At 67.4% G+C, this 20,614-nt stretch carries 21 protein-coding genes; 9 read left to right on the top strand and 12 right to left on the bottom strand.

The features are described 5' to 3' along the window. Positions 1-2 precede the first annotated feature (2 nt). Positions 3-1,337 carry a 3-phosphoshikimate 1-carboxyvinyltransferase gene (aroA, locus tag AC4LGL_RS08020; protein ID WP_491838252.1) on the bottom strand — a complete coding sequence of 445 codons (1,335 nt, stop codon included), beginning with the start codon at positions 1,335-1,337 and terminating at the stop codon, positions 3-5. A 45-nt stretch (positions 1,338-1,382) separates the two neighbouring features. Here aroA and AC4LGL_RS08025 point away from each other — a divergent pair, with 45 nt between their 5' ends. From AC4LGL_RS08025 to AC4LGL_RS08040, 4 genes are read left to right on the top strand one after another with little or no spacing between them, the layout of a single operon-like run. Further along, entirely contained in the window at positions 1,383-2,153 is a 771-nt protein-coding gene (locus AC4LGL_RS08025; protein WP_491839300.1) for an SOS response-associated peptidase, read from the top strand. Beyond that, on the top strand, positions 2,150-3,658 hold the full coding sequence (locus tag AC4LGL_RS08030; protein WP_491838253.1) for a DUF7782 domain-containing protein: 1,509 nt from the start codon (positions 2,150-2,152) through the stop codon (positions 3,656-3,658). Before AC4LGL_RS08025 ends, AC4LGL_RS08030 begins: the two co-directional genes overlap by 4 nt. Before the next feature lie 42 nt (positions 3,659-3,700). Continuing rightward, positions 3,701-4,291 (top strand): TetR/AcrR family transcriptional regulator, encoded by a 591-nt coding sequence (locus AC4LGL_RS08035; RefSeq protein WP_491838254.1) that lies wholly within the window; start codon positions 3,701-3,703, stop codon positions 4,289-4,291. Next, positions 4,291-5,136 (top strand): enoyl-CoA hydratase/isomerase family protein, encoded by an 846-nt coding sequence (locus AC4LGL_RS08040; RefSeq protein ID WP_491838255.1) that lies wholly within the window; start codon positions 4,291-4,293, stop codon positions 5,134-5,136. Before AC4LGL_RS08035 ends, AC4LGL_RS08040 begins: the two co-directional genes overlap by 1 nt. On the opposite strand, the gene AC4LGL_RS08045 is transcribed toward AC4LGL_RS08040, so the two are convergent. Beyond that, complete coding sequence (locus tag AC4LGL_RS08045; protein ID WP_491838256.1) at positions 5,133-5,927, bottom strand: class I SAM-dependent methyltransferase; 795 nt, start codon at positions 5,925-5,927, stop codon at positions 5,133-5,135. The genes AC4LGL_RS08040 and AC4LGL_RS08045 overlap by 4 nt on opposite strands. Positions 5,928-5,995: 68 nt before the next feature. Here AC4LGL_RS08045 and AC4LGL_RS08050 point away from each other — a divergent pair, with 68 nt between their 5' ends. Then, on the top strand, positions 5,996-7,183 hold the full coding sequence (locus tag AC4LGL_RS08050) for an NDMA-dependent alcohol dehydrogenase (RefSeq protein ID WP_491838257.1): 1,188 nt from the start codon (positions 5,996-5,998) through the stop codon (positions 7,181-7,183). Here the strand turns inward: AC4LGL_RS08050 and AC4LGL_RS08055 are convergent. From AC4LGL_RS08055 to ybaK, 8 genes are all read right to left on the bottom strand, one after another. Beyond that, a complete protein-coding gene (locus AC4LGL_RS08055; protein WP_491838258.1) occupies positions 7,180-8,781 on the bottom strand; it encodes an HNH endonuclease signature motif containing protein in 1,602 nt (533 codons plus the stop codon). The genes AC4LGL_RS08050 and AC4LGL_RS08055 overlap by 4 nt on opposite strands. Before the next feature lie 100 nt (positions 8,782-8,881). Beyond that, positions 8,882-9,730, bottom strand: a complete 849-nt coding sequence (locus AC4LGL_RS08060) for an SDR family oxidoreductase (RefSeq protein ID WP_491838259.1) — start codon at positions 9,728-9,730, stop codon at positions 8,882-8,884. A 95-nt stretch (positions 9,731-9,825) separates the two neighbouring features. After that, positions 9,826-10,380: a M15 family metallopeptidase gene (locus AC4LGL_RS08065; protein WP_491839301.1), complete on the bottom strand. Its 555-nt coding sequence runs from the start codon at positions 10,378-10,380 to the stop codon at positions 9,826-9,828. Between the two features lie 13 nt (positions 10,381-10,393). Further along, positions 10,394-11,314, bottom strand: coding sequence for a LysR family transcriptional regulator (locus AC4LGL_RS08070; RefSeq protein WP_491838260.1), 921 nt, complete (start codon positions 11,312-11,314; stop codon positions 10,394-10,396). A gap of 80 nt (positions 11,315-11,394) precedes the next feature. Next, on the bottom strand, positions 11,395-13,812 hold the full coding sequence (locus AC4LGL_RS08075) for a CaiB/BaiF CoA-transferase family protein (RefSeq protein WP_491838261.1): 2,418 nt from the start codon (positions 13,810-13,812) through the stop codon (positions 11,395-11,397). Between the two features lie 3 nt (positions 13,813-13,815). Then, entirely contained in the window at positions 13,816-15,012 is a 1,197-nt protein-coding gene (locus AC4LGL_RS08080) for an acyl-CoA dehydrogenase family protein (protein WP_491838262.1), read from the bottom strand. A 2-nt stretch (positions 15,013-15,014) separates the two neighbouring features. Next, complete coding sequence (locus tag AC4LGL_RS08085) at positions 15,015-16,133, bottom strand: acyl-CoA dehydrogenase family protein (RefSeq protein WP_491838263.1); 1,119 nt, start codon at positions 16,131-16,133, stop codon at positions 15,015-15,017. 121 nt (positions 16,134-16,254) lie between these two features. Beyond that, the gene (gene ybaK / locus AC4LGL_RS08090; RefSeq protein WP_491838264.1) at positions 16,255-16,743 is read right to left on the bottom strand and encodes a Cys-tRNA(Pro) deacylase; all 489 of its coding nucleotides are present in this window, start codon (positions 16,741-16,743) and stop codon (positions 16,255-16,257) included. A gap of 228 nt (positions 16,744-16,971) precedes the next feature. Here ybaK and AC4LGL_RS08095 point away from each other — a divergent pair, with 228 nt between their 5' ends. Together AC4LGL_RS08095 and rsrA are read left to right on the top strand one after the other, a co-directional pair. Next, complete coding sequence (locus AC4LGL_RS08095) at positions 16,972-17,616, top strand: sigma-70 family RNA polymerase sigma factor (RefSeq protein WP_055112066.1); 645 nt, start codon at positions 16,972-16,974, stop codon at positions 17,614-17,616. Continuing rightward, positions 17,613-17,927 (top strand): mycothiol system anti-sigma-R factor, encoded by a 315-nt coding sequence (gene rsrA, locus AC4LGL_RS08100; RefSeq protein ID WP_055112068.1) that lies wholly within the window; start codon positions 17,613-17,615, stop codon positions 17,925-17,927. The genes AC4LGL_RS08095 and rsrA overlap by 4 nt, the downstream gene beginning before the upstream one ends. Before the next feature lie 81 nt (positions 17,928-18,008). Here the strand turns inward: rsrA and AC4LGL_RS08105 are convergent, their stop codons facing one another. Beyond that, complete coding sequence (locus AC4LGL_RS08105; RefSeq protein ID WP_003882799.1) at positions 18,009-18,101, bottom strand: 50S ribosomal protein bL37; 93 nt, start codon at positions 18,099-18,101, stop codon at positions 18,009-18,011. A 135-nt stretch (positions 18,102-18,236) separates the two neighbouring features. Here AC4LGL_RS08105 and AC4LGL_RS08110 point away from each other — a divergent pair, with 135 nt between their 5' ends. Both AC4LGL_RS08110 and AC4LGL_RS08115 read left to right on the top strand, forming a co-directional pair. Next, positions 18,237-18,452 (top strand): biotin/lipoyl-binding carrier protein, encoded by a 216-nt coding sequence (locus AC4LGL_RS08110; protein ID WP_328816164.1) that lies wholly within the window; start codon positions 18,237-18,239, stop codon positions 18,450-18,452. 37 nt (positions 18,453-18,489) lie between these two features. After that, entirely contained in the window at positions 18,490-19,989 is a 1,500-nt protein-coding gene (locus AC4LGL_RS08115) for a two-component system sensor histidine kinase PdtaS (protein WP_491838265.1), read from the top strand. A 183-nt stretch (positions 19,990-20,172) separates the two neighbouring features. Here AC4LGL_RS08115 and whiB1 read toward each other — a convergent pair whose 3' ends face one another. After that, positions 20,173-20,427, bottom strand: a complete 255-nt coding sequence (gene whiB1 / locus AC4LGL_RS08120) for a transcriptional regulator WhiB1 (RefSeq protein WP_003882795.1) — start codon at positions 20,425-20,427, stop codon at positions 20,173-20,175. Positions 20,428-20,614 lie beyond the last annotated feature (187 nt).

The following is a 20,614-nucleotide window of genomic DNA, read 5'->3' on the forward strand; positions in this document are numbered from 1 at the left end:
GTTTACTTCCCCCTCGTATGAAGGCCAGTATGCGGGTCGCCCGCCAGCATCTGCTCCCACATGCGCGGGAAATCGGGCAGGGTCTTGGCGGTGGTCTCGATGTTCTCCACCGCGACACCCGCTACGCGCAGGCCGATGATCGCGCCGGCGGTGGCCATCCGGTGGTCGGCGTAAGAGCGCCACACTCCGCCGTGCAGCGGCCGTGCGGTGATGAGCAGGCCGTCCTCGGTCTCGGCGCAATCGCCGCCGAGCCCGTTGATCTCGGCGGTCAGTGCGGCCAGCCGGTCGGTCTCGTGCCCGCGCAGGTGCGCGATACCCCGCAGCCGTGACGTCGAGCCGTCAGCGGCCAATGCGGCCAGCGCTGCCACCGTGGGGGCGAGCTCGCCGACGTCGTGCAGGTCGGCGTCAAACCCGCCATACCCTTCGGCGCCGCTGACCTCCAAATGGGTATCACGTTGGTGGACAGTCGCATTCACCTTCGTCAGAAGGTCGAGGATGGTGTCGGCGGGCTGGATGCTGGCCGACGGCCAGCCTGCGATCCGCACCGTTCCGCCGGTGACGATCGCAGCGGCCAGAAAGGGCGTGGAGTTCGACAGATCCGGTTCGATGTGCCAGGCCCGCGCGGTGACCGGCCCGGGGGAGACCCGCCAGCGGTTGGGGGTCGAGTCATCGACCTGCACCCCGGCGTCGCGCAGCATCGCCACCGTCATCGCGACGTGCGGGGCCGACGGCACCGAGGCTCCGGTGTGCACGATGGTGAGCCCGTCGGTGAAGGTCGCACCCGACAACAACAACCCGGAGACGAACTGCGAGGAACCCGACGCGTCGATCTCGACGGTGCCACCGGCGACGGCGCCCCGGCCGAGTACCGCGAACGGCAGACCGTCACCGTCCACCTCGACTCCGAGCCCACGCAGCCCGTTGAGTAGCGGGGAGATCGGCCGGGACCGGGCCTGCTCGTCGCCGTCGAAGGTGACCGAGGCGGTGCCCAACGCGGCGACCGGGGGCACGAACCGCAGCACGGTGCCGGCCAGCCCGCAATCGACCCGCGCATCCGGGGCCGGCGCGATGCGGCCACTGACGGTCAGCGCGGTGTCGTCGTGTTCGGCTGCCGTGACGCTGACGCCGAGGGTGCGGATCGCGTCGATCATCAAGTCGGTGTCGCGGCTGCGCAGCGCGCCGCTGACGGTGGAGGGCCCCTGCGCGGTGGCCAGAGCGGCCAGTACGAGTGCACGGTTGGTCAGAGACTTCGAACCCGGCACCGTGACGGTGGCGTCGACCGGCACCGTCGTCGACGGGGCCTGCCAGTGTTCTGTTTGCTCCTCACGTGCACTCACGCACTACATCCTGCCTTGTCCGCGGACTCTGCAACCATGGGCACTATGTGTGGACGTTTCGCGGTGACCACCGATCCGGCGCTGCTGGCGCAGAAGATCCAGGCGCTCGACGAGAGCGCGTCGAGCCCGGGAGACAAGGATGTGGCAGGCGCCAATTACAACGTCGCCCCCACCACGAGCATCAGCAGCGTGGTCAAACGGCACACCGAGCCGGAGGACGAATCGACCCGCCGGGTCCGGTCCATGCGCTGGGGGCTGATCCCGCCGTGGGTGAAGACGGCCGAGGGTGGCGGCCCCGACACCAAGGGACCGCTGCTGATCAACGCGCGCGCCGAGAAGGTCACCACGTCACCGGCATTCCGCAACTCCGCCAAGAGCAAGCGGTGTCTGATCCCGATGGACGGTTGGTACGAGTGGAAGCCGAACGCGGACACGGCCGGCAAGAAAGCCGCCAAGACCCCGTACTACATGTACGGCGCCGACGGCGAGCTGCTGTTCATGGCGGGGCTGTGGACGACGTGGCGTCCGCAGGGCGCACCGAAGGACGCGCCGCCCCTGCTCAGTTGCACGATCATCACCACCGACTCCGCCGGACCGCTCGCCGAGATCCATGACCGGATGCCGCTGACCATCAGCGCGCCCGACTGGGACCGCTGGATGGATCCCGACGCCCCCATCGACGAGGGCCTGCTGCGTGGTCACGGGGATCTCGACCGGATCGCCGTCCGTGAGGTGTCACGACTGGTCAACAGTGTCCGCAACAACGGCCCCGAGCTCATCGAGCCGGCCGAGCCCGAAGAGATGGGGTTGTTTTGAGCGGCATCGATGCCGGTGTGGTCGATCCTGACCTGGTCGACGCAATCGGTGCCGACCTGCGATCGGCCGGATTCACCACCGACGGGGTGGCCGAGCTGCTCGGCGCCGACGCCAACGCCGCGCTGGGCCGGGGCGTGTGGTGGCCGGTCCTGCGGGTCACCCATGCCGCCCCGGCGGACCGGCAGCGGCTGGCCGTGCTGGTGCGTCTGCTGCTGCTCGGGACCGAGGAGGCGCGCGATCTGGTCGAGGCGGCATTCCCGTCGACCAGCCCGCAGGCGCTGGCTGCGGGCGGCGTACTGGAGTTCACCGGCGACAAGGTTCGGGCCGCGCTCGACATCCGCCCGCACAGCGACGGAGCCCGGGATTTTTACGTCGTGTCCGACCAGGACGCGGCGGTGCGCCGGGGGCCGTTGCGACACGATCACGTGCTCGGCATCGGCGGGGCGTCGGTGTCATTGGCGCGGGCGGTCACGCGTAACCCGGTCGGCCGCGCTCTCGACCTCGGAACCGGATGCGGTATCCAGGCGCTGCATCTGGACGCACACTGCGACGAGATCGTCGCGACCGACACCAACGAGCGGGCGCTGGTACTGGCCGCGATGACTGCACGGCTGAACGGCATGTCGTGGGACCTGCGTCAGGGCAGCCTCTTCGAACCGGTGGCGGGCGAGCGATTCGATCTGATCGTCTCCAATCCACCGTTCGTGGTGGGTTCGGGTGCCCGCGATTACATCTACCGCGATTCGGGTGTGGCGGGAGATGCGTTGTGCCAGAGCCTGATCGAGCAGATCGGTGATCATCTGTCCCCGGGTGGCACTGCCCACATCATGGCGAACTGGATTGTGCGCGAGGGCCACGACTGGCGGGAGCGGGTTTCAGGCTGGCTGGCCGGCACCGGCCTGCACGCCTGGGTGGTACAGCGCGAGCTGGCCGACCCGGTCAGCTATGTCTCGTTGTGGCTGGCCGACGCCGGAGAAGACCTCGATCGGCAGGCGCAGCGCGGTGGTGAATGGCTCGACTGGTTCACCGAACAGGGGATCGCCGGCGTCGGGATGGGCATGATCTCGCTGCGGGTCCCGCGAAACGGGGAACTGCCCGAGCAGATCCTCGAGGAGATCACCGGCGTCGACGAGGCGGTCACCGGAGCCGAGGTGGACGCGTTCTTCGCCCGGCGGGCATTCCTGCGCGACACCTCCGACGACACGCTGCTCGCAGCCCGGCTCTCCACGGCGCCGGTGTTCCTGGAGGCGCAGGCGCTGCCCGGGCCGGATGGCTGGCAGGAGGTGGGCGCCGCGGTGCGCCGCCCTGGCGGTCCGGCCGCCGTCATCGGGGTCGACGAGGTGATGCGAGCGCTTCTGGCGGGCTGCCGCGGCGAGGTGCCGTTGGGTGCCTTGATCCAACTGCTGGCCACCCATCACGGCGTCGATGCCGACGCACTGGCGCAGGCCGCGCTGCCGGAGGTGCGGGAAGCGATCGGCCGCGGAATCCTCTACCAGGCAGAATGACAGCTCTTTAGAGGATTGCTCGGTTTTGCTAGAGTAATCCTCGTGGCGCCGTCAAAGGGTAGGGGCGCGCGGGACCGATTACTGGCGGTCGCGCGACGACGGTTCGGGTCGGAGGGGACCATCGCCCCGACGCTCGACGAGATGCGGCGTGAGGCCGAGGTGAGCGTCGGATCGCTCTACCACCACTTTCCCGACAAGCCGGCGCTGGCAGCGGCGGTCTACGCCCAGGTCATGGCGGAGTACCAGGCCGGTTTCGTGGAGATGCTGCGTGGGCAGGACACCGCCGAAGAAGGAATTCGCGGCGGGGTGCGGCATCACCTGAACTGGATCGCAGCACACCGCGGCGAAGCCGCACTCCTGCTGGGCGACCGGCTCGACAGCAGCGCGTTGCGGGCGGCCAATCAGGACTTCTTCGCGGCGATCCAGGCCTGGTGGCGGCCACACCGCGCCTACGGAGTGCTTTCCGCCATCCATCCCGGCGTCACGGCCGCCCTATGGTTCGGCCCCGCGCAGGAGTACGCCCGCCACTGGGTGGCCGGCGATGTCACCGAGATGGACAGCGAGGTCGTCGAGACATTTGCCGATGCGGCATGGAATGCATTGCAGGCCAAACCGATTGAGGAGAATTTCTGATGGACGAGCCCTTGTATCGCGGCATGGTTGCCGAAGGCGACGATCCGGCTGCGCCACAACGGATTGTGGTCGAGCGCAGCGGCGACCGCGCGGTGGTGACCCTCGACGAACCTGACCGGCTGAACGTACTGTCCGCGCCGCTGGTCCGGCAGCTGCGCCGGGCTCTGGAGGAGTTGGTGGCAGACAACGAGATTCGCGCTGTCGTGCTGACGGGCGCAGACCCGGGCTTCAGCGCGGGCGGCGACCTGCGCATGATGCGTGCGGCCGTCGAGAATCGGTACCGGGCCGAGGGAACGGCGGACGTATGGCGCTGGATACGACGCGAATTCGGAGGTATCGCCCGGCTCATCGCGGGCTCGGACACCGTCTTCGTGGCCGCCCTCAACGGTCCGGCCGCCGGTGTCGGGCTGGCCTGGGCGCTGACGTGCGATCTGACCATCGCCAGTGAGCGGGCCATCATCGTGCCTGCCTTCGCCCGCCTCGGATTGATCCCGGAGGTGGGCACCAGTTGGGCGCTCACCCGGCGACTCGGCTATCAGGGTGCGCTGGCCTACTACCTGAAAGGCGAGCACATCGACGCCGAAACCGCGCAGCGGCTGGGCCTGGTGCACGAGGTCGTCGCCCACGACCAGCTACTCGCCACCGCCGACGAATGGTGTTCCCGGGTCGCCGCGCTGCCGCCGCACGCGGTCGCGATGACCAAACCCCTGCTGCGGACCGCGGCCGACGCCAGTTGGAACGACGCGCTCATGCTCGAAGAGTTCGCCGAACCGACTTGTTTCACCACCGCGGCTTTCGCCGACAGCGTCGAGACCATGCTGTCCGGCGGGACGCGGGCGCGCTAATCGTTCCTGATCTTGCGTGCCGTCACCACCGCATAGGGCGCGTCGAAGACGACCCGGCCGTCGTCCTCGGTCTGTGCGGCCAGCGCCGCGGTGAAGGCGTCGAGCAGCCGGGTTCGCGTCACGTCATCCAGCCGGCTCAGCAGGTTGACGTGCATCGGCGATTCGTCCGAGATGAATCGGACCGCCGTTTCGACAGAGTCGAATTTCCATGTGTGTGAGGCGGTTTCGAAATGGACATCGTTGAAACCAACGCCGAGGCGCGAGAGCACGACATCGGGATCGCCCCACTGATCGGGCGAGTAGGCCGCCGCCGGCGGCGCACCGAGGGTTTCCACGATCGGGGTGAAGAACGGGCTGCCGGCCTCGTCACGGATCCAGGTGGAGAACGCGAAGATCCCGCCCGGGTTCAACAGCCGGGCGACCTCGGCCACCAGGCTGGTGGGCTCGACGAAGATGATCCCCATGTTCGACACCACGGTGTCGAATCCGCCCGCGGGCAGCCCGGTGTGGGCGGCGTCGGCGACGACCCACTGCACCGCGTCGGCTCCAGGGCGCTCTGAGGCGATGGCGATCAGCTCGGCGGTGAGGTCCACGCCGGTGACGTGGGCCCCGGCCTCAGTGGCAGCCAGTGCAGCGCTTCCGGTGCCGCACGCCAGGTCGACCAGGGTGGTGTCGCGGACCGGCCGCAGCCGGTCGGCGGTGGCGACGACCTCACCGGCGATGACGACGATCTGTTCGGCGACTGCTTGATAGCGGCCGGCGGCCCAGTTGGTGGGTTGCGGGTCAGACATGCAGACGAGCCTAGATGGGGTATGCGGATACGCTATTGCGCCCTGCATGGCGGACAGATGCTCGATGAATGACCGAATCACCTGCAAAGCCGCTGAAGTGCCGGGGCGCAGTACTGCGCGGCGTCGGGCTGGACTGGGAGATCGAAGAGGTCACCCTCGACCCGCCGCGAACCGGTGAGGTCCTGGTAAAGATGGCCGTGGCCGGGATCTGCCACACCGACGACCACTTCGCGACCGGCGACATGGTGCCGACGCCGGAGCTGTTGGCCATATACGAGGCGATGGGTATGCCTGCGCCGGACTACTTCCCGATGCTCGGTGGACACGAGGGGGCCGGCATCGTCGAGGCCGTCGGGCCGGGTGTGCAGTCTGTGCAACCGGGCGATCACGTCGGCCTGTCGTTCATCGCGGCGTGCGGCACGTGCCGCTGGTGCGTGTCGGGGATGACGTACCTCTGCGACAACGGGGCGATGATGATGGCCAAGGAGATGGTCACCGACAACACCATCAGGCATCACCTCGGCGACGAGGACCTGATGGCCTTCGGTCAGCTCGGCACTTTCTCCGAATACGCGGTCCTGTCTGAACATTCGGTGATCAAGCTCGACGAGTCGGTTCCACTCGTGGCCGCATCACTGCTGTCCTGCGGCGTGACGACAGGCTGGGGTTCGGGAACCGTCGGTGTCGGAACACAGCCCGGCGACACAGTCGTGATCGTCGGCACCGGCGGAGTGGGGATGAACGCGGTTCAGGGTGCCCGTGCAGCAGGCGCCAACCTGGTGATCGCGGTGGACCCCGTCGAGTTCAAACGGGACACGGCGAAGTTCTTCGGCGCGACGGACACCTGTCCGTCGATGGAAGCAGCGATACCGCTGGTTCAGGAACTGACCCGCGGGGTTATGGCAGACCGGGTGGTGCTCACACCGAGCGTCGTACGCGCAGAGATGGTGGCGCCGGCCCTGATGCTGACCCGCAAGGGGGGTACCTGCCTGATGACCGCCGTGCCGAAGATCGAGCTCAGCATGGTGCCGATGGTGCTGGTCGACATGCTGCAGAACTGCAAGACGTTCAAGGGACTGCTCTACGGCGGGATGAACGCCCGTGCGAGTATGCCCATGCTGCTGGACATGTATCGCAACGGCCACCTCAAACTCGACGAACTGGTCACGCGGCGGTACCGGCTCGATCAGATCAACGACGCCATCACCGATATGCGTGAGGGGCGCAATATCCGCGGCATCATCGAATTCGATTAGTACGGCGGCGGTTTGTCTTGTTCTGTGTTGAGTCGGCGTTCGGTGTTGATGCGTTGGGTGCGGGTTTGTTGGCGGGTTTGTTGGCGCAGCGGCATTTTCATGTGCCGGTCGGTGGTGGTGGGTGTTGGTGCTGGTGTTGTCGGTGGGGCTGGGGTGTGGCTGGTCCAATCGGGAAACAGGATCTGACTGAAGGGCGTCGTTTGGTAGGTGTGGCCGGTGGGGGAGGTCCAGGTGTGGCTGCCGTCGGGGTGCTGGGTGTCGGTCCAGCCGTTCTCGCCGGTTTGGAATGTCTTGAGGAGGTGGTGGGTTCGGCATTTGGGGCCGAGGTTGCCGGGATGGGTGGCTCCTTGTGGCCAGGGGGTGGCGTGGTCGAGGTCGCAGTTGTGGGCTGATACTGCGCAGCCGGGGAACATGCACACGAGGTCGCGCATCCGGACGAATGTGGCCAGTTTCGCCGAGGGCCGGTAGTTGGTTTGGGTGGTGAGGTCCTCGGGGTCGGTGAGGTGTTTGACCGTGGCGCCGGTGGCGATCAGTTCGGCCAGTAGCGGTGCGGGCACTATCCCGCCGCCGAGAATGACTGCGGGGCCGCCGGTTACAGCCGGTTTCCGGTCGTCGGCGTGATCGCTGGGATCGGGTTCGCCGTGGATGCGTGGGTCGCGGGGTGGTTGCGCTGCAGGTTCGTCGGCGGAAGTGTCGACCGGGTCGTCATTGCCGTCGGGCTCCTGGGTGGCGTCGTCTGCGCCGGCGTGGTCCTCGTCTTCTTGGGCGTTGGCGGCGCTTTGGGGCAGGAGTTGTGCGAGTAGGTGGATCACTACGGCACGGGAGCGGGGGTCGACGCCGGTGGCTGGGCAGTCGGGGTTGTTGCATTGGCAGGTGAGGTGGTCGGCTCCGGCGCCGATGGCGCCCAGTGCGTCGGAGCGGCGTTGGCCGAGGGTGCGAGGGTCGTTGTCGCAGACTCCGCGGGCCATGGCGTTGAGTAGGTTTTTGAGCAGGGCTGCGTCGGTGGCGAGTAGGCGTCCCCAGATGGAGACGGTGCCGTTGGGGTCGTCGGGGTCGCCGAAGTGGATGTCGCGTTCTCGGGCGGCGGTGCGGGTTTTGCGTACGGCGGCGGGGTCGAATTTTTCGACCCATACGTCGATGGCCTGTTCGGTCTTGGAGGCGGTCAGTGCGCCGTAGGTGGTGGCGGCGCCGGCCAGGGCGGTGTCGATCAGTTGTATGGCGTCGTCGTCGGTGACGAGTTGGGTGCGCCAGGTGATGGTGGAGACGACGGCGGTTGAGATGTCTCCGCGGGCGAATACGGCGGCGACTTTGGGGAGCCGTTCGCGTAGGGCTTGGGCGATGCGCATTTGGGTGGAGGCGGCGCGGCGGGTCAGGTTGCAGGCGGCGCTGATCGCGGCGGTGGCGGTTTCCCAGCCGTCGATCACCCGGAATGCGGAGATGTTGTCTTCGTCGTCGCAGTGGCGGGCCACGATCTCGGCGATGGTTGCCAGACGTCCGGCGGCTTCGATGGCTTCGGCGCGGGTGCGGTGCTCGAGCGCGTCGATCAGTGCGGCGTCAGTGTATTCACGGAGCGCCGACCGATTGAGCAATTCGAACACATGTTCGATGCTACTCCCATACCAGCAGCTTGGACACGCTTTTCGATTGTCGCTGAATTGTCGCTCGCCAGGCGGGCAAACGCCTGGCGAGCGGCGCGAATCAGCGCTGGACGTATCCCGGCGGGTTGGGGGTGTCCACCCACAGGTCGACGCCGAGTTCTGATCCGGGCACGCAGTCGTACACCGACAGATCGGTCACGCCGTTCGCGAGCAGTACGTCCTCGCACAACAGGCTCTGGCCGGTGTACTCGCGTGCGGGCTTGTTGAAGATCGCGTAGGCCGCGTCGGCGTAGACGTCGGGCTTGCGGGCGCGGCCCATGGCCTCGTCACCGCCGAGCAGGTTCTGCACCGCCGCGGTGGCCACCAGGGTGCGCGGCCACAGCGTGTTCGACGCGATGCCTGCCTCGCGCATCTCCTCGGCGATACCCAAGGCACACAACGTCATTCCGTACTTGGCCATCATGTACGCGGTCGGCTTGAGCCACTCCGACTCCAGGCGGATCGGCGGGGACAGTGTCAGGATGTGGGGGTTCTCCCGGCCCTTCATGTGCGGGATGCAGGCCTGCGACACGGCGTAGGTGCCGCGGATCTGGATCCCGTTCATCAGGTCGAAGCGCTTGAGCGGAACTTCCTCGATGGAGCCGAGATTGATCGCCGAGGCGTTGTTGACGCAGAGATCGATACCGCCGAATTGGGTGACCGCTTGTTCTACTGCCGCGGCCACCGAGTCGCCGTCACGCACGTCTCCGACGATCGGCAGAGCCTGCCCGCCGGCCTCTTCGATCTCCTTGGCGGCCGTGTAGACGGTGCCTTCGAGCTTGGGATGCGGTTCGGCGGTCTTGGCGACCAGCGCGATGTTGGCGCCGTCGGCGGCGGCCTTCTTGGCGATCGCCAGCCCGATGCCGCGGCTGGCGCCGGAGATGAACATGGTCTTCCCGGACAGAGTCATAGGGAACACGATAAGCGCCTGCAGGGCTCGTGGTTTCTACACCCGGGCGGTTGATCGACGATCCCAGCAACCCTCATGCAGAAATCGGCGGCGGCTCAGCCTGCCGCGTTGGGTTGCAGCGCCGGGCAGTTGCCGGCCGGGTCGGCGACGAGTTCGAAGTGCCACAGCTCGTTGGCGTAGATCTGGCACAGCCCGAAGCGGGCACCGTTGGCGATCAGCCAGTGATCGGCCTGCGGACCCCCGACATCGACCGCCTCCCCGGTCACGTGCCGGGACGCAGCCGGCGTCTGCACGTACTGACGGGCCGCCGCCAGGCTGCCGTATGTCTGCACCGCCTGATCCAGCAGTGACTGCTGGAAACCGGCCGAGCGCCACCCCGAGTTGATCGTCATGGTCACGCCGTCGGCGGCCGCGGCATCGGCAGCGTTCTGAATGGCGGCCAGCAGGCGCGGGTCCAACCGGCCGATCGCCGGATTCTGCACGTCATACGGGGTGAGGACCTGCCCGTCGGGCAGCGAGCCGTCCCCCTGGGTCATCGGGACGGGGTTGTCGACCAACCGGATCTGCGGTCCGGCCGGCGCCGGCTGGCCGAGCAGGGCCGCCAGGACGGCGACGCTCGAGGCCACAGTGGTGCCCACCAGCTTCGGTATCACTGTGCCCACACTACTGCGCCCGCCCGCGGGCCAGGTCGACCGCCAGCTCCTCCACCAGCGACTCGATCTCGGTGGGGTTCTTCAGGCGATCAGGCACCCAGGCCAGAGCGATCCGGGCCGGCGACCAGGTGCTCTCGTCGATCGGCACCAGCGTGAATTCCGGTGGCGAGAAGATCTTGCCGATCAGCGACTCGGGTGCGTAGGGCACCACCGCGACGAGGTGGCGGTTGAACACCTGCGCGGCCATCTCCAGTTCGCCGCCGAACTGGTTGGTGGTGCGCACGATGCGGGTCACCCCCCGGGCATTGAGCGCACGGGTCAGGCCGGCCAGCATGACAGGATTGGGTCGGGCGAAGTCGATGACCACATCGCGATCGCGGAGCTCCTCGATGGACACCAGGTCCCTGGTGGCCAGTGGATCGTCGAAACGGACCGCCACCGCGCCCTGGAAGGTGGCCACCACGCGGTACTGCAGCCGCTTGTCGGCGGTGGGTAGATGGATCAGACCGAGATCGAGATGACCGGACACCAACTTGGCGGTCACCTCGGCGGCCGACCCCGGAACGCTGAACTCGGTCGGTACCGGCAAGTTGGCGACGGCCGTCTGGACCTGCGCCACGAAATCCGATGGCGCATAGGCGGTGGCACCGACCCGGACGGTGGCGGCTCCTTCGGTGAGCCGGGTCGCGGTGGCCTTCAATTCCTCGACCTGGCGCAGGATTTCGCGCGCAGGGCCGAGCAGTTTGGCGCCCAGCGGCGTCAACCGGACCTCGTGGTAGTTGCGCTCGAAGAGCTGCCCGCCGAGTTCTGATTCCAGCAGCTTGATCTGCTTGCTCAGCGGGGGCGGCGTGATCATCAACCGGTCGGCGGCCCGCTTGAAGTGCAATTCCTCGGCGACCGCCACGAAGTACCTGAGTCTGGTGAAGTCCATGCGGTCTTTTCCGGCGTGAGGGCGAGGGGACCCACGAATCGTACGAGGGACACCCGATCAGTCGCCGGCAGGCGTGGTGTTCAGCCTGTTGGCACGGCGCTCTGCGGCACTTCGAGCACCCCGGTCTCGATCAGCTCGTCGATGTCGGCCTTGTCGAGGCCCAACAGTTCGACGGCGATGTCGCGGGTCTGCTCGCCGAGCAACGGCGCCTGGATCAGCGGTGGATCGGCGACGCGATCCGAATGGATCTGCACGTTCTCCATCGTGAACGGCTCCTCGGCGTGGGGGTGCAACTCCTCGCGGAAGGCGCGGCGCTGCACGTAATAGTCCCAGCCGGCGATGTCGTCGGCATGCAGCGCGGCGCCGGCAGGCACACCGGCCGACTGCAGCAGCTCCATCGCCTCGGTCGCCGGGCGCTGTGCGGTCCAGGACCGCACCGCCTCGTCGATGCGGCCACGGTGAGCGTCCCGGCCACTACGGGTGCCCAGTTGCGCGTCGGCGCCGAGGTCGGGACGACTGATCACCCCACACAGGGCGTGCCAATCAGCGTCATCGCGCACGGTGACCGCGAGCCAGGTGTCCTCGCCGGCAGCCGGGAACAGGCCCCACGGGGCATCGTGGACCGGTAGGGCCGAGGATTCGTGGCCGCGGCGCACCAGGACCTCCGCCGCGATCTCTCCCGCCAGATGGCTCAGCATCACCTCCGACTGCGCGACGCTGGCCGATCCACCGGTCCCGGTCCGTTCGCGGCGCAGCAGCAGCGCCAGCGCCCCGAGCGCGCCGATTCGGGCCGCCACGTGATCGGGGTAGACGGTGACGGTGTCGCAGAACGACTCTGGTTCATCCGGATACACCCACAGGTCGGTGAACCCGGCGGCTGCACGGACCAGCGGGCCGTAGCCCATTCGCTTGGCCCAAGGTCCGGTGGGCCCGAAGGCCGAACTGTCCACGACCACGATGCCGGGGTTCACGTCCCGCAACGTCTGGTAGTCCATTCCCAGCGTCTCGGCCACGCCCGGTTTGAAGTTGGTCAGCACGACGTCGGACATCGCGACCAGCTGGTGCGCCACTGCCCGGCCCCGCGGCGTCCGCAGATCGATGCCGATCGAACGTTTGTTGCGGTGGCCGGCGGCGTACGTCGGCGACATCGAGGTCAGGTTGCCCCGCAGGCCATCCGGGAACGCGGAGTTCTCGATCTTGATGACGTCGGCGCCGAGATCGCCGAAGAGTCGCCCGGTGTCGGACCCGACGACGATCACGCCGAGATCCAGCACCCGTACACCTTCCAGCGGAAGGCCTTCGTTGCGGCGGTCGCGGCCGGCGAGTAGCGGTGCCACATCGAGGTGGCGCGGGTGTCCGTCGGCCTCATGGTCGGACCGGGCCGGCGCCTTGGCCCGGTGCCCGTCGATCTCGACGACGCCGGCCGGCACGGGCGCAGGCATTCCCGGGGCCAGCTCCACCTCGTGGAAGTACCCGCGGCTCATGACCTGGTCGGTGCCGAGGGTTTCGGCCAGTGTCAGCACCGCCGCCGTCGGCACTCCGTGGCGCTGGCCGGCGACCTCCAGCTCGGCCCGGGTCTGCCCGGCGCAGAACCGGCCGACGCCGGCCAGCAGCTCGGGCGAGCTGAGCCGCACCTTGAGCCGGTCGAACGAAGGATCGGCGAACTCGTCGGGTCGGCCCATCCACTCGAACATGCCGTGCCACTGGCGTTTTGCCAAAAGGCAGATTCGCACGTGCCCGTCCTTGCACGCGATGATCGGGTATCGCAGTCGTTCGGCGTTCCAGTTGCGTCGTTGGCGGCTCAACGCCACTCCGGCCGAGGCCGTCCCCACTGTTCCGTGCGGAGGATCGAGGGTCTGCATGGCGCCGTCGAGAATCGAGAAATCGATGAGATCGCCTTCGCCCGTACGTAATCGGTCCAGATGCACGCTGACGGTCATCACCGCGGCCTGCGCTGCCGCCACGTGATAGGGCAGCTGCGCCGCCGGCGGCACCAGGGGCTCCCGCCCCGGGATACCCGAGCGGGACAGCTCGCTGGTCAGCGCGTGCAGCACCGGGGTCGTGGCGTGCCAACCGCGATAGCTGGTATCGCGGCCGAAATCGCTGATGGACAGGATCACCAGGCCCGGGTGTTCGGCGTGAATATTGCGCGCCGCCAAGGCTTTCTCGGCCGAAGAGTCCGGACAGGTGTCCTCGATCAGGATGTCGGCCCCGGCCAACAGGTGAACCCAGCGACGGCGGTCGTCGGGGATCGAGAGATCGATGACGACGGTGCTCAGGCCGTACCGGTTGATCGCGGCGCCCACCGATTCGGGATCGACCCCGCCACCTGCGGCGAGGCGATCGTCGGGTGCCTCGGTGACACCGGGGATGTGCACCTGGGTCACCGAGGCGCCGAGGTCGGCCAGCAGGCGGCCGACCGCCGTCATCGGGCCGCGGGACAGGTCGAGGATGCGCACCCCGGCCAGCGGCGGGTCGTAGTCGTCGGGGTTGGTCACCGCTCAGCTCCGGCGGGCCTGGCGGAACGGGATGTCCCGATCGACCTCGGGTTCCTTGGCCAGGCCGAGTACGCGCTCACCGATGATGTTGCGCTGGACCTGGTCGGTGCCGCCGCCGATCGAGGTGAAGAACGCGTTGAGGGTCAGGAAGTTGATGTCGTCGGCCTCGGGGTTCTCGGGACCGGCCAAAAGTGCTTCGGCGCCGATGATCTCGGTCTTGAGGCGCGCCTCGGCGTGCAGGATGTTCGACATGGCCAGCTTCCCGAGCGACATGATGGAGCTGGAAGTACCTTGGGCCGCAGCGGCCTTGGCGCGGGCGTTGTTGAGCGAGTTGAGTTCGCGCAACGCCAGTACGTCGGCCAGTTCCTTGCGGACTGCCGGATCCTCCAGGCGGCCATGGTCGCGGGCCAGGCCGATGAGGTCGTCGGCCCGGGTGCGGTTGCGTGAGCCGCGCCCGCCGTCGCCCATGATCGACCGCTCGTAGGCCAGTGCGGTCTGCAGCACCCGCCATCCGTTGCCTTCCCCGCCGAGCAGGTAGGCTTCGGACACCCGCGCGTCGGTGATGAAGACCTCGTTGAAGTGCGATTCGCCGGTGATCTGGACCAGCGGACGCACCTCGATACCCGGCTGTCGCATCGGAATCATGAAGAAGCTCAAGCCTTTGTGCTTGGGCACATCCCAGTCGGTGCGGGCGATCAGCAGCGCGTACTCGGACGTGGTGGCACCCGAGGTCCACACCTTCTGGCCGTTGACCACCCACTCGTCGCCGTCGCGGACCGCGGTGGTGCGCACGGCGGCCAGATCGGATCCGGCCCCGGGCTCGCTGTAGAGCAGGCAGGTGCGGGCCCGCTCGGTCAGGAACTCACGCACCAGGTCGTTCTTGAGCCGATCGGTGCCGAACTTGAGCGCAGTGTTGGCCGGGATGCTGTATTTGTCCTGGCGCGCACCGGGTGCCTTGACCGCCCGGAACTCCTGCTCGATCACCGCCGCCAGTGCGTTCGGGTACGCCCGCCCGAACCATTCGGTGGGGTAGGTCGGCACCGCGTAGCCCGCGTCGAGCACCTTCTCCAGCCAGGCCACCCGCTCGGGGGAGCTGACCCACGGATTCGTGGATTTCGGTAACCCTGACCAGTTCTGGGCGAGCCAGTCGCGCACCTCGGTGCGCAGTTGATCGGCGCCGGGTAGTTCGTTGGCGGTCATCGTCAGGCGCCTTTCGACGAGAGGTAGCGCTCGCGGTGCAGGCCCGAGCCGCCGAGCAGGTGCAGGCCGGTACGGGCCCGGCGCAGGAACAGGTGGGCCGGGTGCTCCCAGGTGAACGCGATGCCGCCGTGCATCTGGATCGCCGACAGGGCGGTCGTATGGTAGGCCTCGGCGCAGGTGAATCCGGCCAGACCGATTGCACCACTGACTTTTTCGCTATCAGCGGCAAGTTCGGTTGCGGCATGCTGGGCGGCCGAGGTGGCCGATTCCACCTGAACCAGCAAGTCAGCCGCCATGTGCTTGAGGGCCTGGAAGCTGCCGATGGGACGGCCGAACTGGATCCGGGTCTTGAGATAGTCCACGGTGATGTCGAAGATCCGCCTGGTCCCGCCCACCTGTTCACCCGCCAGAGCGACCAATCCGAGGTCGAGGGCGCGCTGCACCGCGTCCCAGCCGGCGGTGCCGATGCGACGGGCCGGGGCGGTGTCGAAGGTGTAGGTCGACAACGGGACGGTCGCGTCGAAAACCGTTGCGGCCGTGCGCTCGAAACCGTCCGCGTCGGGTGCGATCTGGAAGACGCCGAAGTCTCCGTTGACGCGGGCCACCACCAGGATCACGTCGGCGACCTGCCCGTGCATGACGTAGTGAGCATTGCCGGTCAGCGTGTGGTCGGTGCCTTCCGGGCCATCGGTGGCCGAAGCGGCGCGAACCGCGACGCCCTCCGGCGCCCAGGTTCCCCGGGAGCCGGTCACCGCGACGGTGCCCACCGACGTGCCCTCGACCAGGGCAGGCAGTAGGCGTTGCTTGTCGGCGTCGGAACCTGCCGCGTCGATCAGGGCTGACGCCAGCACCGCGCTGGACAGGAACGGTGCCGGTAGCAGCGCGGCACCGGTCGCCTCCGCGACGGCCTCGAGTTCGAGGGCGCTCAGGCCGACGCCGCCGTACTCGGTGTCGACCAGCAGGCCGGTCACCCCCTGGGCGGCGAGCTTGCGCCACAACTCGCGGTCGAACCCGTCGTCGCTGTCCATCACCCTTCGTACGTCCTGCTCGGTGCATTCGTCGTGCAGCAACGCGGAGACCGCGGCGGCCAGTTCTGCCCGCTCGGCCACACTGATCGTCATGGGCTCCAGCCTTCCTTGTCGGGTCCATGCAATCCGGCGGGGCTCGTGATGTAAATCACGGATTCGGACACCGGTACGTTTCCAATTGCGACATGCCGACGGCGAAGCCGGGTCGGAGGGTTCAGATGACCGCGATCTCGGCGGTTACTGCGCCGGTGGCCCGAATCAGGTCGGCCGGAGCCAGCGCGATGTCCCAACCCCGCCTGCCCGCGCTGCACAGCACCTTGTCGAAAGCCAGTGCCGTGGCGTCGACGACGGTGGGCAGCGCCTTGCGCTGCCCGAGCGGGGAGATGCCACCCACCACGTATCCGCTGGAGCGCTGGGCCGCCGCCGGGTCGGCCATCTCGGCCTTCGGAACCCCCAGCGCCGCCGCCGCGGCCTTCAGCGACAACTTGCTCGGCACCGGTAGCACGGCCACGGCCAGGCCCTTCGGCAAGGCGATGACCAGCGTCTTGAACACCTGCTCGGCGGCGAAGCCGTCCGCCGCCAGTTCCGCGACCGCCTCCGCCCCGAACGACTCGTTGCGGGAATCGTGGTGGTACTGCACGACCTGGTGGTCGATGCCCGCCGCCACCAGAGCTGCGATCGCGGGTGTCGCTGCACGTGCCACGGCGCTCAGCGTAGCCGGGCACGCGCGGGACCAACGTGCGGGAACACAGTGGCCCCTGCATGCTGTTATTGCTCTCGACACCTGCTCAGCGCTACTTGTCGGTAGCACGCTCTAGGATCTGTAAGGAGGATTCTGGTGCCAACCGTTTGCCTGGAACGGACGCCGGATACCCAGTGGTATTCCGGACCCCTTGGTGGCGCCGTGACAGAAGGGAAGGTGTTTCCCACGATGACTGACGTCGAGCAGGCCGAGCCTGACACGCCGCAGCCGACTGAAACCGATGCCGAGCTGACCGCACGGTTCGAACGCGATGCCATCCCGCTGCTGGACCAGCTCTACGGCGGCGCCCTGCGCATGACCCGCAACCCCGCCGACGCCGAGGACCTGCTGCAGGAAACCATGGTCAAGGCATACGCCGGCTTCCGGTCGTTCCGTGAGGGCACCAACCTCAAGGCGTGGCTCTACCGCATCCTGACCAACACCTACATCAACAGCTACCGCAAGAAGCAGCGCCAACCTGCCGAGTACCCGACCGACGAGATCACCGACTGGCAGCTGGCTGCCAACGCCGAGCACTCCTCGACCGGTTTGCGGTCGGCGGAGGTCGAAGCACTGGAGTCGCTGCCCGACACCGAGATCAAGGCAGCGCTGCAGGCGCTGCCCGAGGAATTCCGGATGGCGGTGTATTACGCCGACGTCGAGGGCTTCCCCTACAAGGAGATCGCCGAGATCATGGATACTCCCATCGGGACCGTGATGTCCCGCTTGCACCGCGGCCGCAAGCAGCTACGTGACCTGCTGGCCGATGTGGCCAGGGATCGCGGCTTCATCCGAGGTCAGCAGCTTGGTGAGCCGGAGGAGGTGTCCTCATGAGCGGGGACCGTGAGTCGAATCGCGAGGACGAGCGCTGGAGCCCGCCGGTGGGACCCGTCGACCCCGAACATCCGGAGTGCGCCGCGGTGATCGCCGAGGTATGGACGTTGCTCGACGGCGAGTGCACGGCCGAAAGCCGTGACAAGCTCAAGCACCATCTCGAAGAATGCCCGGCGTGCCTACGTCACTACGGGGTCGAGGAGCGCGTCAAGAAGCTCATCGCGGCCAAGTGCAGTGGTGAAAAGGCCCCTGAGGGGCTGCGGGAACGGCTGCGGATCCAGATCAGCCAGACCACCATCATCCGGGGCTGACCACGCGCTGAGCCTGTGTGGCCCGACGACAAACCGCCCGATCTCCGAAGGGAGTCGGGCGGTCACAGTCTGCCGAAGCGGCTAGCGCACTGACTTCGAGCCGGCGTTGGGGCGCTTGCCGTGGTTCGCCTTCGAGTGCTTGCGGTCCCGCTTCTTGCGGCCACGCTTGGCCATGATGATCCTCCAGATGGTGTAAGAACTTGCTCCCTAGTGTCTCATGCCCCGGGGGCGGCGCTGTCCACCCGGGGTTGTGGTTCGATATAGGCCGCAGAAGTAGTCGGGTTAGCGCCGGAGTGAAGTGGGGTGAAGATGGCCGAGGACGTTCGCGCCGAAATCGTGGCCAGTGTGCTGGAGGTCGTGGTTCACGAGGGCGATCAGATCGGTGCGGGGGACACCCTGGTGCTGCTCGAGTCGATGAAGATGGAGATCCCGGTCCTCGCTGAGGTCGCGGGCACCGTTACCAAGGTCAGCGTCGCCGAGGGGGACGTGATCCAGGCCGGCGATCTCATCGCGGTGATCGACTGACTCGGTTCGTTTCCCTGTTCCCGGTGGACGTTGGCTGATGTCCACTCTCGGTGACCTGCTCGCCGAACATACGATGCTGCCCGGCAGCGCCGTGGACCACCTGCATGCGGTGGTCGGGGAGTGGCAGCTGCTGGCCGACCTGTCGTTCGCCGACTATCTGATGTGGGTGCGCCGCGACGACGGCGTGCTGGTGTGCGTCGCGCAGGTGCGGCCCAATACCGCCCCCACTGTCTTGCTGGCCGACTCGGTCAGCACGCTGGCTGCGGCCGCAGACCTCCCCGTCGTCACCACGGCCTTCGAGTCGGGTGCGATCGGACGGGGAAACGGTGGCACACAACGACATTCGCCGGACCTCCCCGGTCTGAACGTGGAAGCGGTGCCCGTGCGGCATCGCGATCACGTGGTCGCGGTGTTGACCCACCAGACCGCGCTGGCCGCCCGTCGGATGGCCAGCCCGCTGGAGGGCGCCTACCTGGACTGTGCGAGCAATCTGCTGCACATGCTGTCCGAGGGCACCTTCCCGAACGTCGGCGATCTGGCCATGTCGCGTTCCAGCCCGCGGGTGGGCGACGGCTTCATCCGCCTCGACAAGGTCGGCGACGTGGTGTTCGCCAGCCCCAACGCCATCTCGGCCTATCACCGCATGGGCCTGGCGTCCGAGCTCGACGGGCACAATCTGGTCACCGTCACCCGGCCGTTGATCTCCGACCCGTTCGAGGCCCAGGAACTGGCCAACCATGTCCGCGACTCCCTGGCCGGTGGCTCCAGCATGCGCATGGAGGTCGACGCCGGCGGTGCGGCGGTGCTGTTGCGGACCCTGCCGTTGGTCGTGCATGGCGCCGCTGTCGGAGCCGCCGTCCTGATCCGCGACGTCACCGAGGTCAAACGGCGCGACCGTGCGCTGCTGAGCAAGGACGCCACCATCCGCGAGATCCATCACCGGGTGAAGAACAACCTGCAGACCGTGGCGGCCCTGTTGCGACTGCAGGCACGCCGGACCAACAACCTGGAGGCCCGCGAGGCGCTGATCGAATCGGTGCGACGGGTGTCGTCGATCGCACTGGTACACGACGCGTTGTCGATGTCGGTCGACGAGGAGGTCAACCTCGACGAGGTGATCGACCGGATCCTGCCGATCATGAACGACGTTGCCTCGGTGGACACCCCGATCCGGATCAACCGCGACGGCGCCCTCGGCGTGCTCGACGCCGACCGCGCGACGGCCTTGATCATGGTGATCACCGAATTGGTGCAGAACGCCATCGAGCATGCCTTCGACGCCGACACGCCCCAGGGTTGCGTGACCATCCGGGCCGAGCGCTCCGCCCGCTGGCTCGACGTCGTGGTGCACGACGACGGGCGTGGCGTGCCCGACGGGTTCAGCCTGGAGAAGTCCGACCGGCTGGGCCTGCAGATCGTGCGAACGCTGGTCACCGCGGAATTGGACGGCTCGCTGGGTATGCACGATGTCCCGTCGGGGGGGACCGATGTGGTGCTGCGGGTGCCGATCGGCAGGCGCAGTCGCGGCATCCAGTGAGCCCGGCCGCGGGCCACAGGGCGTTCACAGTGGGACGCCAGTACCACTGAAGCAATTACTCAGTTGCGTCAATAGAAGGTGTGATGACAATTACGCAATTTGCTGTAGCGAATTGTCCAAAAAATAAGCTATGGCCCCGACATTGTCGGGGCCATAGCTTGCGTCGTGATCTGAACCGAAAGGTCAGACTCCGGTGCGGGCCTTGGTGCGGGCGTTGCGACGCTTGAGCGCACGACGCTCGTCCTCGCTCATCCCGCCCCACACGCCGGCGTCCTGGCCGGAGTCCAAGGCCCAGGTGAGGCACTCAGTGGTTACAGGGCAACGGTTGCAGACCAGCTTCGCGTCGGCGATCTGAGCAAGCGCCGGGCCACTGTTTCCCACGGGGAAGAACAGCTCCGGATCTTCGTCGCGACAGACGGCCTTGTGGCGCCAATCCATAAGATCAAACTCCTCGTTAGACATGTCATGTGTGCGCGGCAAAGCGCACCAGATTTTCTTCGGCTGTTAACGCGTGCACACGAATGTTTCTGCACTGTTGCATTGATGCTTTCACAGGCTGAACAGATGTCAATAGCATTGAGTTAACACGTGGGCAATGTCACTGGGTGGGGCGGTGACCAGAACC

It is taken from the genome of Mycolicibacterium arcueilense, from assembly GCF_058536225.1.

What these genes read in the sequence shown, in the direction of transcription:
- AC4LGL_RS08025 (WP_491839300.1), top strand. Translation starts at nt 1,383, where the DNA reads ATGTGTGGACGTTTCGCGGTGACCACCGATCCGGCGCTGCTGGCGCAG.
- AC4LGL_RS08040 (WP_491838255.1), top strand. Translation starts at nt 4,291, where the DNA reads ATGGACGAGCCCTTGTATCGCGGCATGGTTGCCGAAGGCGACGATCCG.
- AC4LGL_RS08045 (WP_491838256.1), bottom strand. Translation starts at nt 5,927, where the DNA reads ATGTCTGACCCGCAACCCACCAACTGGGCCGCCGGCCGCTATCAAGCA.
- AC4LGL_RS08050 (WP_491838257.1), top strand. Translation starts at nt 5,996, where the DNA reads ATGACCGAATCACCTGCAAAGCCGCTGAAGTGCCGGGGCGCAGTACTG.
- AC4LGL_RS08060 (WP_491838259.1), bottom strand. Translation starts at nt 9,730, where the DNA reads ATGACTCTGTCCGGGAAGACCATGTTCATCTCCGGCGCCAGCCGCGGC.
- AC4LGL_RS08070 (WP_491838260.1), bottom strand. Translation starts at nt 11,314, where the DNA reads ATGGACTTCACCAGACTCAGGTACTTCGTGGCGGTCGCCGAGGAATTG.
- AC4LGL_RS08080 (WP_491838262.1), bottom strand. Translation starts at nt 15,012, where the DNA reads ATGACCGCCAACGAACTACCCGGCGCCGATCAACTGCGCACCGAGGTG.
- AC4LGL_RS08085 (WP_491838263.1), bottom strand. Translation starts at nt 16,133, where the DNA reads ATGACGATCAGTGTGGCCGAGCGGGCAGAACTGGCCGCCGCGGTCTCC.
- AC4LGL_RS08095 (WP_055112066.1), top strand. Translation starts at nt 16,972, where the DNA reads ATGACTGACGTCGAGCAGGCCGAGCCTGACACGCCGCAGCCGACTGAA.
- rsrA (WP_055112068.1), top strand. Translation starts at nt 17,613, where the DNA reads ATGAGCGGGGACCGTGAGTCGAATCGCGAGGACGAGCGCTGGAGCCCG.
- AC4LGL_RS08105 (WP_003882799.1), bottom strand. Translation starts at nt 18,101, where the DNA reads ATGGCCAAGCGTGGCCGCAAGAAGCGGGACCGCAAGCACTCGAAGGCG.
- AC4LGL_RS08110 (WP_328816164.1), top strand. Translation starts at nt 18,237, where the DNA reads ATGGCCGAGGACGTTCGCGCCGAAATCGTGGCCAGTGTGCTGGAGGTC.
- AC4LGL_RS08115 (WP_491838265.1), top strand. Translation starts at nt 18,490, where the DNA reads ATGTCCACTCTCGGTGACCTGCTCGCCGAACATACGATGCTGCCCGGC.
- whiB1 (WP_003882795.1), bottom strand. Translation starts at nt 20,427, where the DNA reads ATGGATTGGCGCCACAAGGCCGTCTGTCGCGACGAAGATCCGGAGCTG.